At 70.5% G+C, this 14,175-nt stretch carries 12 protein-coding genes and 1 pseudogene; 6 read left to right on the top strand and 7 right to left on the bottom strand.

The features are described 5' to 3' along the window. Positions 1 to 143 precede the first annotated feature (143 nt). Entirely contained in the window at positions 144 to 1,415 is a 1,272-nt protein-coding gene (locus tag ACIPSA_RS37725) for a hypothetical protein (RefSeq protein WP_402643163.1), read from the bottom strand. Between the two features lie 132 nt (positions 1,416 to 1,547). After that, positions 1,548 to 2,675, bottom strand: a complete 1,128-nt coding sequence (locus ACIPSA_RS37720; protein ID WP_402643162.1) for an alpha/beta hydrolase — start codon at positions 2,673 to 2,675, stop codon at positions 1,548 to 1,550. 228 nt (positions 2,676 to 2,903) lie between these two features. On the opposite strand from ACIPSA_RS37720, the gene ACIPSA_RS37715 reads away from it, so the two are divergent. The 6 genes and pseudogenes from ACIPSA_RS37715 (at position 2,904) to ACIPSA_RS37690 (ending at position 8,159) form a co-directional block, all read left to right on the top strand. After that, the gene (locus tag ACIPSA_RS37715; RefSeq protein ID WP_402643160.1) at positions 2,904 to 4,715 is read left to right on the top strand and encodes a phosphatidylglycerol lysyltransferase domain-containing protein; all 1,812 of its coding nucleotides are present in this window, start codon (positions 2,904 to 2,906) and stop codon (positions 4,713 to 4,715) included. A gap of 98 nt (positions 4,716 to 4,813) precedes the next feature. Continuing rightward, positions 4,814 to 5,734: pseudogene (folP, locus tag ACIPSA_RS37710) on the top strand (dihydropteroate synthase); the annotation flags it as partial. Between the two features lie 161 nt (positions 5,735 to 5,895). After that, positions 5,896 to 6,399 carry a nuclear transport factor 2 family protein gene (locus tag ACIPSA_RS37705; protein WP_402643159.1) on the top strand — a complete coding sequence of 168 codons (504 nt, stop codon included), beginning with the start codon at positions 5,896 to 5,898 and terminating at the stop codon, positions 6,397 to 6,399. Positions 6,400 to 6,646: 247 nt separating this feature from the next. Further along, positions 6,647 to 7,006 carry a dihydroneopterin aldolase gene (gene folB, locus ACIPSA_RS37700; protein WP_402643157.1) on the top strand — a complete coding sequence of 120 codons (360 nt, stop codon included), beginning with the start codon at positions 6,647 to 6,649 and terminating at the stop codon, positions 7,004 to 7,006. Continuing rightward, on the top strand, positions 7,003 to 7,614 hold the full coding sequence (gene folK / locus ACIPSA_RS37695) for a 2-amino-4-hydroxy-6-hydroxymethyldihydropteridine diphosphokinase (protein ID WP_402643155.1): 612 nt from the start codon (positions 7,003 to 7,005) through the stop codon (positions 7,612 to 7,614). Before folB ends, folK begins: the two co-directional genes overlap by 4 nt. Positions 7,615 to 7,670: 56 nt before the next feature. Beyond that, on the top strand, positions 7,671 to 8,159 hold the full coding sequence (locus ACIPSA_RS37690) for a DUF3180 domain-containing protein (protein WP_402643152.1): 489 nt from the start codon (positions 7,671 to 7,673) through the stop codon (positions 8,157 to 8,159). Positions 8,160 to 8,169: 10 nt separating this feature from the next. Here ACIPSA_RS37690 and folE read toward each other — a convergent pair whose 3' ends face one another. The 5 genes from folE to ACIPSA_RS37665 all read right to left on the bottom strand — a co-directional run bounded on the left by folE (position 8,170) and on the right by ACIPSA_RS37665 (position 14,167). Beyond that, positions 8,170 to 8,775 (bottom strand): GTP cyclohydrolase I FolE, encoded by a 606-nt coding sequence (gene folE / locus ACIPSA_RS37685; RefSeq protein WP_402643151.1) that lies wholly within the window; start codon positions 8,773 to 8,775, stop codon positions 8,170 to 8,172. A 128-nt stretch (positions 8,776 to 8,903) separates the two neighbouring features. Beyond that, entirely contained in the window at positions 8,904 to 10,943 is a 2,040-nt protein-coding gene (gene ftsH, locus ACIPSA_RS37680; RefSeq protein WP_402643282.1) for an ATP-dependent zinc metalloprotease FtsH, read from the bottom strand. A gap of 187 nt (positions 10,944 to 11,130) precedes the next feature. After that, a complete protein-coding gene (hpt, locus tag ACIPSA_RS37675; protein ID WP_402643279.1) occupies positions 11,131 to 11,691 on the bottom strand; it encodes a hypoxanthine phosphoribosyltransferase in 561 nt (186 codons plus the stop codon). Between the two features lie 98 nt (positions 11,692 to 11,789). Then, entirely contained in the window at positions 11,790 to 12,851 is a 1,062-nt protein-coding gene (gene tilS / locus ACIPSA_RS37670) for a tRNA lysidine(34) synthetase TilS (RefSeq protein WP_402643148.1), read from the bottom strand. Positions 12,852 to 13,042: 191 nt separating this feature from the next. Continuing rightward, the gene (locus ACIPSA_RS37665) at positions 13,043 to 14,167 is read right to left on the bottom strand and encodes a zinc-dependent metalloprotease (RefSeq protein WP_402643146.1); all 1,125 of its coding nucleotides are present in this window, start codon (positions 14,165 to 14,167) and stop codon (positions 13,043 to 13,045) included. Between the last annotated feature and the right edge of the window lie 8 nt (positions 14,168 to 14,175).

Raw genomic sequence — 14,175 nt, 5'->3', positions numbered from 1 at the left:
CACCTCACACCGACGACCACACGCGCCCCGCTCGGGAAGCCCGACCGCTTCACAAAGACGCGCCGGTGCAGAGAAACGCGCCGCCTGTAGCGGGGACAGGCGGCGCGGTCGCAGACCGGGCCGCCTCATAGCGGCCCACTGCCTCAGGAAGCCGCGGTGCGCAGCCCCTGCATGTCGATCTGCTCCGTCTCGTCGTGGGCGGTCAGGTCGATGACCTGGCCGACACCGCGCGACTCCTCGTCGAAGGGCTTGAAGGCGGCTTCGGCCTCGGCCTTGTGCAGGGCGAGCGCCTCCTGGCCGACCACGTCGGCGAGGTCCTCGTTCTGCACGGCGTCGAACGCCGTGCTCGGCGAGCCCTTCTGCGTACCGAAGAAGTCGAACCCGCCCGTGACCAGCGGGCGCGGCATGGGCGCGGCCGGCAGGACGGCCACCGCGGTCGGCACCGTGAAGTGCCCTTCGGGCTGTCGCACGGACGCGGCGGGCGGGGCCGGCTCCGTCGTGGTGGCGGCGGCCGCGTGCTCGTGCTCGTCGACCGCCTCGGGCTGCCCCTGCGCCTCGTCCTCCCGGGAGGGCTCCCGGCCGGACTCCCGGTCGGCTTCCTGAACCGGCTCCTGCACGGACGCTTGTGCGGACGCCTGCACGTGCGCCTGCACGGACGCCTGCACGGACTCCGCCCTCGCGCCGTCGGCCGCCACCTCGGCCGCCGCCCCCTTCACCTCGCCCGCGACGCCGTCTCCTTTGGCGGCGGACCCGGCCTTGGCGGCCTTGTCTCCGTCGTCGAACCGGGACAGCGCCGCCTTGGCGCGCAGGAACAGCCGGGAACCCTCGGGCGAGAACACGGCGGGAACCGCGGGCTTCTCCTCCTCGACAGCCTCGGCAGCTTCGGCGGCGTCGGTCTCGGGCGTGGTCTCCTGCGCGGGCTCGGGCTCCGGCGCGGGCGGCAGCGCACGGGACGGTTCGACCGTCTCTATCTCCAGCAGCCGGCGGCCCTCCAGGGCGCTCGCCCGCTCGGTCTCCGCGGTGGCGTACCGCCGCAGCAGCGCCGCGTGCTCATTGCGCAGCCCGGCCAGCTCGGCCCGCTTCGCACGCAGCCGCTGCTCCAGCTTGGTGCGCAGCTCGCGCGACTCCTCCAGGTCGGTCTCCAGCTCGGCGACCCGCTCCTCATGGCGCCACTCGTCGCTCGCCCGCCCGCGCGCGAGGTCGGCGACCTGCTTGCCCGCCTGCGCGTCCCAGCGGCGCATGACGGCGGCACCGACGACCGCGACCGCCGCGGCGGAGGCGGCGATGACGCGCAGCGCGCCCGGATCCGAGAACACCCAGGGGCCGAAGGCGCAGACGAGGGAGACGCCTGCGATCACCGAAGGCGGCAACAGCCGGTGCAGAGGCGGGGAATGGCGGTGACGTCCACGTGGCATGGCCAGAAACTTACCGCGCGTAGGCGAATCGTGGTGCCCCGCATCGTAAAAACACAGCCACACCGAAGCCTCCACACGGCATCGGGAGCGACACGAACGGTCAGCGGGCCACCGAATTCGACAAGATCACTTTCAGCGGTCGCTCAGCCGCCCGCTCATCCACTGCAACGTGGCCGGAATCTCGCGCCGCCACGTGTTGAAGTTGTGCCCGCCGCTGTCCAGGATGATCGACGCGATCCGGGTCCGGTTCGTGGCCTGCACCTGATCGATGAACCTGAGCGTGTCCTTGTAGTTGTGCTCGCCGATCCTGCTGCTGCTGACGAGCAGTGAGGTGTTGGGCGCGGGGTGATGCTTGAGGCACCACCACAAGTCGGCACGATTCCGCAGATTCCTGTCACCGCGGAAGAGGTCGCCGGTCGTGGGGTCGATCGGCGCCTTGTAGTAGGGGGAGAGGCCCGCGCCCGCCGCGTACACGTCCGGGTGGTGCATGGCGAGCTTCAGCGCGCAGTAACCGCCGGTGGAGTCGCCGATGATCCCCCAGCTGCCCGGCTTTTTACCCACCCTGTAGTGGGCCAGCACGGCGTCGGGCAGATCCTTGGCGAAGAACGTCTCGGTCCGCGGGCCGCCCGGAATGTCCACGCATTCCGTGTCGCGGGGCGGCGCCACCGTCGGCCGCAGCATGACCAGGATCATCGGCTGCATGCGCCCGTTCTTGGCCAGTTCCTGGGCCGTACTCGGGTAGTGCAGCTTGTCCACCAGGGCCTGCGCCGTTCCCGGGTAACCGGTCAGCACGACGGCGGCGGGGAACGTACGCGTGCGGTACTGCGGCTGGAAGTACTCCGGCGGCAGGTACACATACGCAGGCGTGGCGATATGCGTCGTACGCCCGACGATGTCCACCTTCTGGACCTGCCCGGCCAGCTGCGGGCGCGATCCGCTCGCCCCCTGCACCCGTGCCGTGCTCACCACTTGGAGCGGGCCGCCGGGCGCGCCGCCGATCGAATGGTCGACGACGACACCCTGGTCCGTCTCCCTGCCGAACAGGTCCGCCCAGGTGGAGTAGAAGCCGAAGGCCTGGTTGGCGGCGATCCCCAGGGAGGCGAAGAGCGTCAACTGGGTCGCCAGGAGCAGACCGACGCGTCCGCTGACGGCCCGCCAGTTCCGCCGTGCCAGCTGCGGCCACAGCCACACCGTGCCGACGAACAGCAGTATGGCGAGTACGACCGCCAGCACCAGCACATTGTTGCTCGTGAGACCCATGAGCTGTACCTGCCTGCGCTTTCCGCCCACAGCAGGCCGACGCTTTCGTAGCGAGGGCTTGCCCTGGACTTTCCTTGGCCTTTGAACCGGCTTTCCGACGGGGAGTGAACCTCTCTCCCCGAGACACCGTCCTAGAGGGCGCAATGTCGCCGGATGCCCCTATCGGCACCGGGTTCAAGGTCTCTCGCAGAACTACGGGATGCGATGTCTGTCAGGATAGATGGGGAAATGTCAGGCGGGGTTCCGACCCGATCAAGCGTGGCGCGGCGCATACTGCGCGGTCCACGCCCCGAGGCCGTCCCCGCCCTGGTCGGCCGGGCGTGCGCACTGGTGGGCGTCCTGGACATTGCGGCGGGCGTGTTCCCGCGCTTCCGTCACAGCCGTATGCACGCCTTGGCCGAAGTACTGCCCGGCGCGCTCGGACCGTTCGCCGCGGCGCTCTCGCTCAGCACCGGCGTGCTGTTGCTGCTGCTCGCGCACGGGCTCAAACGGCGCAAGCGGCGAGCGTGGCGGGCCGCCGTCGCGCTCCTGCCGGCCGGCGCGGCCGCCCAGTTCGTGTACCGGCACTCCGTCGTAGGAGCGCTCATCTCCCTGGCGCTGCTCGTGCCGCTGCTGCGCCACCGCGACGAGTTCGCGGCCCTGCCCGACCCGCGCAGCCGGTGGCGAGCGCTCGCCAACTTCGTCCTCATGGGCGCCGGTTCCCTCGTCCTCGGCATGGTCATCGTCAGCGTCCACCCCGAGCGCACCATCGGCGACCCGAGCGTGGCCGATCGCCTGACGCACGTCCTGTACGGCCTGTTCGGCTTCGAAGGTCCGGTGGACTACCAGGGCGACACCTCCTGGACCGTCGCCTTCTCGCTGGGCGCCCTCGGCTGGATCACCGCGATCACCACCAGCTACCTGGCCTTCCGGCCCGAACACCCGGCCGCGCGGCTGACCGAGGAGGACGAGGCCCGGCTGCGGGCGCTCCTGGAGAAGCACGGCCGCCGCGACTCCCTCGGCCACTTCGCCCTGCGCCGCGACAAGGCCGTCGTGTTCTCGCCCAGCGGCAAGGCCGCGGTGACGTACCGAGTCGTCTCCGGCGTGATGCTCGCCAGCGGCGACCCCATCGGCGACGTCGAGGCCTGGCCGGGCGCCATCGAGCGCTTCATGGACGAGGCCAAGGCACACTCCTGGACGCCCGCCGTCATGGGCTGCTCGGAGACCGGCGGCGAGGTGTGGACCCGCGAGACCGGCCTGGACGCCCTCGAACTGGGCGACGAGGCGGTGGTCGACGTCGCGGATTTCTCGCTCGCCGGACGCGCGATGCGCAACGTGCGCCAGATGGTCAAGCGCATCGAGCGGGCCGGCTACGAAACCCGCGTACGGCGCATCCGTGACCTGGGCGAAGCCGAGCTGGACCGGATCCGGCGCGCCGCGGAGGACTGGCGCGGCACCGACACCGAGCGCGGCTTCTCCATGGCGCTCGGCCGGATCGGCGACCCGTCCGACGGGGACTGCCTGATCGCCACCGCCCACAAGGCCGACGACCAGCCCGGCGAGTACGGCGACTTGAAGGCGATCCTGCACTTCGTGCCCTGGGGCACCGACGGCGTGTCCCTGGACCTCATGCGCCGCGACCGCTCGGCCGACCCCGGCATGAACGAACTGCTGATCGCGGCCGCACTCCAGGCGGCCCCGAAGTTCGGCATCACCCGCGTCTCGCTGAACTTCGCGATGTTCCGCTCCGCGCTGGCACGCGGCGAGAAGATCGGCGCGGGCCCGGTGCTGCGCGCCTGGCGCGGACTGCTGGTGTTCCTGTCCCGCTGGTTCCAGATCGAGTCGCTCTACAAGTTCAACGCCAAGTTCCAGCCGCGCTGGGAGCCGCGCTTCGTGGTCTACCGGGCCTCCGGCGACCTGCCCCGCATCGGGTTCGCCGCCATGCAGGCGGAGGGCTTCGTCGACCTCGCCCTGCCACTGCCGCGCTTCCTGCGCCGCCGCAGGCCCACCCCGCGCCCATGCGCCCACGGCATGGCGGAACGGGACGTCAGAGCGGCATGACCGGGACAGGCCCGAGCGGAAGCCCCACCCCTCCAGCCCAGGGGCCTTCGCTCGGACCACGGGGCCTGAGGCCTGGAGCCTGGGCCTACGCTGAACATATGAGCAACCAGAGCGGGCGCGGCCGAGTGGCGGGCCTTCCGGCATGGGACCGCTGCGCGGTCATGGGGGTCGTGAACGTGACCCCCGACTCCTTCTCCGACGGCGGCCGCTGGTTCGACACGACCTCCGCCGTCAAGCACGGGCTCGAACTGGTCGCCGAGGGCGCGGACCTGGTCGACGTCGGCGGCGAGTCCACCCGCCCCGGCGCCACCCGCGTCGACGAGGCCGAGGAACTCCGGCGGGTCGTCCCCGTCGTCCGCGGCCTCGCCTCCGAGGGCGCCGTCGTCTCCGTCGACACCATGCGCGCCTCCGTGGCCGAACAGGCCCTCGCGGCCGGCGCCGCCCTCGTCAACGACGTCAGCGGCGGCCTCGCCGACCCCGCGATGATCCCGGCCGTCGCGGCCTGCGGCGCCCCCTTCGTGGTCATGCACTGGCGCGGCTTGCTGGGGGGCGGCAACGTCAAGGGCGTGTACGAGGACGTCGTGGCCGAAGTCGTCGACGAACTCCACGCGCGCGTGGAGGCCGTCCTGCGCGGCGGCATCACCCCCGACCGCATCGTCGTCGACCCCGGCCTCGGCTTCTCCAAGGAGGCCGAGCACGACCTCGCCCTCCTCGCCCACCTCGACCGCCTCCGCGCTCTGGGGTATCCGCTCCTCGTCGCCGCCTCCCGCAAGCGGTTCCTCGGCCGGGTGCTGGCGGGCCCGGAGGGAGCGCCCCCGCCGGCCCGCGAGCGCGACGCCGCCACGGCAGCCGTCTCCGCACTCGCGGCGCAGGCCGGAGCGTGGGCGGTACGCGTCCACGAGGTGCGCGCCACAGCGGACGCGGTACGGGTCGCGCGGGCCGTGGAAGAGGCACGCGAAGCGGGCAGCGCGCCGGGCGCCGATGGTTCGCCCGGGGCGCACCTGGCGGCGAGTGCGCGGGGAGAGAGGGCGCCCCGCGGGGCACGTCCCGTCGAGAACGCGCCAGGACCGGACAGTCTGCGCCCGGCACGCGAAGCGGAGCGCGCGCCCGGCACAGGCTCCGGCGAAAGCACCCCGTCCCCTGCCTCAGCGTCGCCGGAACACGGCGCCGAAGGAGCCCGGTGAGCGCCCCCCACACCGATGTCGAGCAGGTCGAACTCGCCAACACCGCCTTCTACGAGGCGATGGAGCGGGGCGACTTCGAAGAACTGTCCTCGCTCTGGCTCACCCCGTCCGACCTCGGTGTCGACGAGGAGTACCACGACCCGGCGGACGCCGGTGTCATCTCCTGCGTGCACCCGGGCTGGCCGGTGCTCACGGGCCGCGGCGAGGTCCTCAGGTCGTACGCGCTGATCATGGCGAACACCGAGTACATCCAGTTCTTCCTCACCGACGTCCACGTCTCCGTCACCGGTGACACCGCCCTGGTGACCTGTACCGAGAACATCCTCAGCGGCGGCCCCGCCCTTGACGGCGGCGCGGAGCTCGGCCCCCTCGTGGGCCAGCTGGTCGTCGCCACTAACGTCTTCCGCCGTACCCCGCTCGGCTGGAAGATCTGGTCACACCACGCCTCCCCCGTGATGGCCGAAAACGGCGAGGACGAGAGCGACGACACACCGGCCTGAGTGGGTAGGCGCCCGCAAGGACCAAGAAGTGGTTGGAATCACGAACTCGCGGGTAAGGGGGGCTACCAGCCCATGAGCCACCGGGTTCCCCAGGGGAAACGCGCGATGAACCCTCTCGGCCCCGGCCGGGGCCCGCGCCCCTGAAGCCTGGCTCTGTCAGTGCCCGCAGGTAGATTCGTCTGAGGCCGGTGTGCCGTCCGCACACGGCACGGACCGGCCGTTACCGACGATTGCAGGAGTGATTCGCGTGGATCGAGTCGCGCTGCGCGGCCTGAGGGCCCGCGGGCACCACGGTGTGTTCCCCAAGGAGCGCGAAGAAGGCCAGACCTTCATCGTGGACCTCGTCCTCGGCCTGGACACCCGGCCGGCCGCGGCCGACGACGACCTGGCGAAGACCGTGCACTACGGCATCGTGGCCGAAGAGGTCGTGGCCGAGGTCGAGGGCCGACCGGTGAACCTCATCGAAACCCTCGCCGAGCGCATCGCCCAGGCCTGCCTGAAGCACGAAGGGGTCATGGAGGTCGAGGTCTGCGTCCACAAGCCGGACGCCCCGATCACCGTCCCCTTCGACGACGTGACCGTCACCATCACCCGGAGCCGAGTATGACCGCATCCTTCACGCAGGGCCCCAGCGACCCGACCGTACAGCCGGTACCCGCCTCCGTCGTCGAGCAGGTCGACGCCGCCGACACGACTCTGAGCAACCCCAAACGGGCCGTGATCTCCATCGGCTCCAACCTCGGCAACCGCCTGGAGACCCTCCAGGGCGCCATCGACGCCCTGGAGGACACCCCGGGCGTCCGCATCAAGGCCGTCTCCCCGGTGTACGAGACGGAGCCCTGGGGCGTGGAGCCCGGCAGCCAGCCCTCGTACTACAACGCGGTCGTGGTCCTGAAGACCACCCTGCCCCCGTCCTCCCTCCTGGAGCGGGCGCACGCCGTCGAGGAGGCCTTCAACCGCGTCCGGGACCAGCGCTGGGGTCCCCGCACCCTCGACGTGGACATCGTCGCGTACGCCGACGTCGTCTCCGCCGACCCGCACCTCACGCTCCCCCACCCGCGCGCCCACGAGCGCGCTTTCGTGCTGGCTCCGTGGCACGACGTGGACCCCGACGCCCAGCTGCCCGGCCGCGGCGCGGTCGCCGAGCTCCTGGGCACCGTCACGCGCGTCGGCGTCGAAGCCCGCGAGGACCTGGAACTCCGACTGCCCGAGTAGTCGTTAAGGTCAAGGGCCGAGACGACCACATACTCCGGGGGAGCTGAAGGAACACCGTGAGAGAGCTGCGCATCAGGGTGCTGGTCGGCGTGTTCGTCGTGGCCGGAGTCCTGTCCTGGGCGGGCGCCCGCCTCTGGAACTCGATCGGGACCCTTCCCAGCGTCCCCCTGGCCGCCCCCATCGTCCTCGCCCTGATCGCCGCGGTGCTCCTCGCCACGGCGCTCTCTCTCCGCGCCCGCCTCAAGGCCCAGCGCGAGCGCCGGCCCGGAGCCAAGGGCGTAGACCCCCTGATGGCCGCCCGCGCGGTCGTCTTCGGCCAGGCCAGCGCCCTGGTCGCCGCCCTCGTCGCCGGTATGTACGGCGGCACGGGCGTCTTCCTGCTGGAGCAGCTCGACATCCCCGCCCGCCGCGACCAGGCCATCTACGCCGCCCTCTCGGTCCTGGCCGGCATCGCCGTCATAGCGGCCGCCCTCTTCCTGGAGCGCGTGTGCAAGCTCCCCGAGGACGAGGACCACAACCACCCGGGGGCGGAACCGGCGGCGTGAGCGCCGGGCGTCAGCGAGCCAGTATCAGGCTCATGGCCTCGGCACGGGTCGTGGCGTCCCGAAGCTGACCCCGCACCGCCGACGTCGTGGTCTTGGCGCCGGGCTTGCGGATACCGCGCACCGACATGCACATGTGCTCGGCCTCGATGACGACGATCGCGCCCCGCGCCTCCAGGATCCGCATCAGGGAGTCCGCGATCTGCGTGGTGAGTCGTTCCTGCACCTGCGGACGGCGTGCGTACACCTCGACGAGACGCGCCAGCTTCGACAGGCCGGTGATCTTGCCGGTCTCGGCCGGGATGTACCCGACGTGAGCGACGCCGTGGAATGGCAGAAGATGATGTTCACAGAGACTGACGATCTCGATGTCCTTCACCAGGACCATCTCGTCGTGCCCCAGATCGAACGTCGTCGTCAGGACGTCCTCGGGCTCCTGCCGAAGCCCCGCCAAAAGCTCCCGGTACGCCCGTGCCACCCGCGCCGGAGTGTCTTTCAGGCCCTCGCGGTCCGGGTCCTCGCCGACCGCGATCAGGAGTTCGCGTACGGCGTTCTCGGCACGCTTCTCGTCGAATTCGCCGATGGTGCCCTCGCCGTCCAGCGTCACGGGGTCGATCATCTGGTGCCTCGTTCCTATGTCTCCTAAGTGCGGACATGCGAAATGCCGCGCCCCCCAGGCTAGAGCCTCGGGAGACGCGGCATCCATTCCGGTCCTGGTGAGGCCGCTGGGGCCTCACCAGTGGACGGTCAGCTTTCCGGGCGGTCCTCCGGAGCCTGCTCCGTCACCGGGGCGGACTCGGACACCGTGGACTTGACGGTGCTGATCGCCGGCGTCGCGCCGTTCGCGCCGTTGGTCAGCGCCAGCTCCTTCGGGGAGAGCACCGGCGGGCGGGTGGAAGGCGTACGGCGGGAGGAGCCGGTCCAGGCGGGCCGCGGCGGGCGCTTGTGGATCGTGGCGAAGACCTCGGCGATCTCCTCCTTGCCGAGCGTCTCCTTCTCCAGGAGGGCCAGGACGAGGTTGTCGAGGACGTCGCGGTTCTCGACCAGGATCTCCCAAGCCTCGTTGTGCGCGTTCTCGATGAGCTTCTTGACTTCCTCGTCCACCAGCGCGGCGACCTCTTCCGAGTAGTCGCGCTGGTGAGCCATCTCACGGCCGAGGAACGGCTCGGTGTTGTCGCCGCCGAACTTGATCGCACCCAGGCGCTCGGTCATGCCGTACTGGGTGACCATCGCGCGGGCGGTGGCGGTGGCCTTCTCGATGTCGTTCGCGGCACCCGTGGTCGGGTCGTGGAAGACGAGCTCCTCGGCCGCGCGGCCGCCCAGCATGTACGCCAGCTGGTCGAGCATCTCGTTGCGCGTCGTGGAGTACTTGTCCTCGTCCGGGAGCACCATCGTGTAGCCGAGGGCGCGGCCGCGGGACAGGATCGTGATCTTGTGGACCGGGTCGGAGTTCGGCGAGGCCGCCGCGACCAGGGCGTGTCCGCCCTCGTGGTACGCGGTGATCTTCTTCTCCTTGTCCGACATGATCCGGGTCCGCTTCTGCGGGCCCGCGACCACGCGGTCGATCGCCTCGTCCAGCATGGAGTTGTCGATCAGCTTCTTGTCGCTGCGGGCCGTGAGCAGGGCCGCCTCGTTGAGGACGTTGCTCAGGTCGGCACCGGTGAAGCCCGGGGTGCGGCGGGCGACCGCCGCGAGGTCGACGTCCGGGGCGACCGGCTTGCCCTTCTGGTGGACCTTGAGGATCTCCAGACGGCCCTGCAGGTCCGGCGGGTCGACCGCGATCTGGCGGTCGAAGCGTCCGGGGCGCAGGAGGGCCGGGTCGAGGATGTCGGGGCGGTTCGTCGCGGCGATGAGGATCACGCCGCCCTTGACGTCGAAGCCGTCCATCTCGACGAGCAGCTGGTTCAGGGTCTGCTCGCGCTCGTCGTGACCACCGCCGAGGCCGGCGCCGCGGTGGCGGCCGACCGCGTCGATCTCGTCGACGAAGACGATCGCCGGGGCGTTCGCCTTGGCCTGCTCGAACAGGTCACGGACTCGGGAGGCACCGACACCGACGAACATCTCGACGAAGTCGGAACCGGAGATCGAGTAGAAGGGGACCCCCGCCTCGCCGGCGACGGCACGCGCGAGCAGCGTCTTGCCGGTGCCGGGACGGCCGTACAGGAGCACGCCCTTGGGGATCTTGGCGCCGACGGCCTGGAACTTCGCCGGCTCCTGCAGGAACTCCTTGATCTCCTGGAGCTCCTCGACGGCCTCGTCACAGCCCGCGACGTCCGAGAAGGTCGTCTTCGGGGTGTCCTTGGTGATGAGCTTGGCCTTGGACTTGCCGAAGTTCATGACCCTGGAGCCGCCGCCCTGCATCTGATTCATCAGGAACAGGAAGACGACCACGATGAGGACGAAGGGGAGCAGGGAGAGCAGGACTCCGACGAAGGCGTTCTGCTTCGTCGGGGAGACGGTGTACCCGTCGGGGATCTGCTTGTCCTGGTACTTGGTCTGCAGCGTGTTGGCGATGGTCACGCCCTGGTCGCCGATGTAGCTCGCCTGGATCTTCGAGCTGCCTTCGACCTTCACACCGTCCTTGAGCGTGACCTTGATGGTCTGCTCGTCACCGGTGGTGAGTTTGGCCGACTCGACCTTGTTGGCGTTGATCGCTGCCACGACCTGGCCGGTGTCCACCGTCTTGTAGCCGCCGGACGAGCCGACGACCTGCATCAACACGACCACGGCAAGGACGGCCAGCACGATCCACATGACCGGCCCACGGAAGTATCGCTTCACGTCCATCCATACGGAGCGGTGCCGCCCCGTCCCTCCTGCCATAGTGAGTTTGATAAGACAGTTCTTCTGACGGTACCCCAGCATTGTCGCGCGAAGCCGCACAGGACTGCTGCCAATCCCGTCTCTGCATGCTCCAACGGCGCGAAACCCGCTGGGGTTCCCGATCGTCTTACGAACTTGGGCCCGTTAAGGCTCAGCCGCCGTAGACGTGAGGCGCGAGCGTACCGACGAACGGGAGGTTGCGGTACTTCTCGGCGTAGTCGAGGCCGTAGCCCACGACGAACTCGTTGGGGATGTCGAAGCCGACCCACTCCACGTCGATGGCGACCTTGGCGGCGTCGGGCTTGCGCAGCAGCGTGCACACCTTGAGCGACTCCGGCTCGCGCGAGCCGAGGTTGGACAGCAGCCACGACAGGGTCAGGCCGGAGTCGATGATGTCCTCGACGATCAGGACGTGCTTGCCCTTGATGTCGGTGTCGAGGTCCTTGAGGATCCTGACGACACCGGAGGACTGGGTGCCCGCGCCGTACGACGACACGGCCATCCAGTCCATGGTGACGGGGGTGGACAGCGCCCGGGCGAGGTCGGCCATGACCATCACCGCGCCCTTGAGGACGCCGACGAGCAGCAGGTCCTTGCCCTCGTACTCAGCGTCGATCTTCGCGGCCAGCTCGGCCAGCTTCGCGTCGATCTCTTCCTTGGTGATGAGCACCTGCTTGAGGTCGGCACCCATGTCTTTCGCGTCCACCCGCATCACTTTCGGTCGTCCCACCGGCCGGTCCGGGCCACCGCCGCGACCCCGGTGCGGGGTCCGCGTGACCCGTTCGCCGGGTCCGGTGGGAGGGTCCGGATTCAGCCTTGCCGAATCACCAGTCTGCCACCCTGTCGCTGGGCAACGACTTTGCCCGGGAGATTGATGGCCCCCTGACCGCGCCAGCCGGTGATCAACCGGTCGACTTCCTCGATGTGGCGGGCGAACAGCGAACCGGCCGGGGCGCCTGCCTCGATGGCGGCGCGGCGCAGGATGCGGCGGCGCACGGCGGGCGGCAGGGCGTAGAGCTTGGCGCACTCCAGCCGGCCGGTGGCGTCGCGCACGGAGGCCTCGGCCTGGCTGGCCCAGGCGTCGAGGGCGTCGGCGTCGTCCCGGGAGAGCTGGGCCGTGCGGGCGAGGGCCTCGACGACGCCCTTGCCGAGCGCCTTCTCCAGGGCGGGCAGGCCCTCGTGGCGGAGCCGGGAGCGTGTGTAGGCCGGGTCGGCGTTGTGGGGGTCGTCCCAGACGGGCAGGGACTGGACCATGCACGCCTTGCGGGCGGTCTGCCGGTCGAGCTGGAGGAAGGGGCGGCGGTAGCGGCCGCCGGCCCCCGAGACCGCGGCCATCCCGGACAGGGAGCGGATGCCGGAGCCGCGGGCGAGGCCGAGCAGGACGGTTTCGGCCTGGTCGTCGCGGGTGTGGCCGAGCAGGATCGCGGTGGCGCCGTGGCGTTCGGCGGCAGCGTCGAGGGCGGCGTAGCGGGCGTCGCGTGCGGCGGCTTCGGGGCCGCCTCCGCGGCCCACGGTCACGGCGACGGACTCGGCCGGGTCGAGGCCGAGTTCGCGCAGCCTCAGGACGACCTCGGCGGCGCGCAGGTCGGAGCCGGGCTGGAGACCGTGGTCGACGGTGATCCCGCCGGCGCGGATGCCGAGCTTGGGCGCTTCGAACGCGAGGGCGGAGGCGAGCGCCATGGAGTCGGCGCCGCCGGAGCACGCCACGAGCACGAGCGGGGACGGGGGGCGCTCGTACGTGCCGCTCCGGTCACCGGCGCTCTGGGAGCCGGAGCCGGCACCCGGGGAGTCGGGGTTGTGGTCGGTCAGGATGTCGTGGAGGACGCGGCGGACCGCCAGGCGTATCGCCGCGACCGCAGGATGGGGACCCATGTCCGGTTCCCTTCATGAAGTTGTCGGGGTGAACCCGAGTCTTTGTCACTCAGAGTGTGTAGATGGTGACAGAAACGGGCCGTTCCCCGAGCATTGCACGCCTACCCATGGCTCACGGTCCCTCGGACGGGTGATTGGAGGGGCGTTCGCCTGCCGTCGGCCGGATTCGTTTCACGACTTCCCCATGCGCTTCACGACTCCGGCCTGCGGTGCACCCGCGCGACCCAGTCCGCCGGTTTGGCGATCTCCGCCTTGGTCGGCAGGGTGTTCGGGGAGGTCCACACCCGGTTGAACCCGTCCATGCCGACCTCGTCGACGACGGCCCGTACGAAGCGTTCGCCGTCCCGGTACTGCCGGAGTTTGGCGTCCAGACCCAGCAGCTTGCGCAGGGTCGTGTCCAGGCGTGAGGCGCCCTTGGCGCGGCGCTGCTGGAACTTCTCGCGGATCTCCGCGACGGTCGGTACGACCTGAGGACCGACCCCGTCCATCACGAAGTCGGCGTGGCCCTCCAGGAGGGACATCACGGCGGTGAGGCGGCCGAGGATCTCGCGCTGGGCCGGGGTCTGCACCAGTTCCACGAAGGACCGTCCGCCGTCGTCCTCCTCGGCCTCGGGGCGGCCTCCGGCGAGCGACTGGGCGGCCTCGCGGATGCGTTCGAGGACGGTCATCGGGTCGACGTCGGTCTCCGCCAGGAAAGACTGGATTTCACCCTCGAGGTGGTCGCGCAGCCAGGGCACGGCGGTGAACTGCGTGCGGTGCGTCTCCTCGTGCAGACACACCCACAGGCGGAAGTCGTGGGGCTCCACGTCGAGTTCGCGCTCCACGTGGACGATGTTCGGCGCGACCAGCAGCAGCCGGCCGCCGCCGTTGTCACCGGCCGGGAGCTCGCGGCTGGCGGGGGCGAAGGTCTCGTACTGGCCGAGGACGCGGGAGGCCAGGAAGGAGAGCAGCATGCCGAGTTCGACGCCGGTCACCTTGCCGCCGACGGCGCCGAGGACCGCGCCGCCGGGTGTGCCTCCGCGCCGCTCCTGCATCTTGTCGAGGAGTGGTTTGAGGATCTCCCGGAACCCGGCGACGTTCGCCCGGACCCAGCCGGGGCGGTCGACGACGAGGACAGGGGTGTCGTGGGTTTCCTCGGTGCCCATACGAGTGAAGCCCCGGACGTGTTGCTCGGAGGCCTTGGCGTGTCGGCGCAGTTCCGCGACGACGGCCCGGGCCTCGTCCCGGCTCACCTCGGGGCCCGGCCGTACCAGCCGGGTCGCGGTCGCAACCGCGAGATTCCAGTCGACCATCTCCGTGCCACCGATGCTCGTCATGCGTCAAC

It is taken from the genome of Streptomyces sp. NPDC086549, assembly GCF_044746205.1.
GTDB lineage: Bacteria > Actinomycetota > Actinomycetes > Streptomycetales > Streptomycetaceae > Streptomyces.
This window is presented reverse-complemented; position numbering and strand designations above follow the sequence as displayed.

Excerpts from the sequence above, each read along its gene's own strand:
- folE (WP_402643151.1), bottom strand. The coding sequence starts at position 8,775 with ATGATCGACCCCGTGACGCTGGACGGCGAGGGCACCATCGGCGAATTC.
- tilS (WP_402643148.1), bottom strand. The coding sequence starts at position 12,851 with ATGGGTCCCCATCCTGCGGTCGCGGCGATACGCCTGGCGGTCCGCCGC.
- ACIPSA_RS37665 (WP_402643146.1), bottom strand. The coding sequence starts at position 14,167 with ATGACGAGCATCGGTGGCACGGAGATGGTCGACTGGAATCTCGCGGTT.
- folK (WP_402643155.1), top strand. The coding sequence starts at position 7,003 with ATGACCGCATCCTTCACGCAGGGCCCCAGCGACCCGACCGTACAGCCG.
- ACIPSA_RS37715 (WP_402643160.1), top strand. The coding sequence starts at position 2,904 with ATGTCAGGCGGGGTTCCGACCCGATCAAGCGTGGCGCGGCGCATACTG.
- ACIPSA_RS37720 (WP_402643162.1), bottom strand. The coding sequence starts at position 2,675 with ATGGGTCTCACGAGCAACAATGTGCTGGTGCTGGCGGTCGTACTCGCC.
- ftsH (WP_402643282.1), bottom strand. The coding sequence starts at position 10,943 with ATGGACGTGAAGCGATACTTCCGTGGGCCGGTCATGTGGATCGTGCTG.
- ACIPSA_RS37725 (WP_402643163.1), bottom strand. The coding sequence starts at position 1,415 with ATGCCACGTGGACGTCACCGCCATTCCCCGCCTCTGCACCGGCTGTTG.
- hpt (WP_402643279.1), bottom strand. The coding sequence starts at position 11,691 with ATGCGGGTGGACGCGAAAGACATGGGTGCCGACCTCAAGCAGGTGCTC.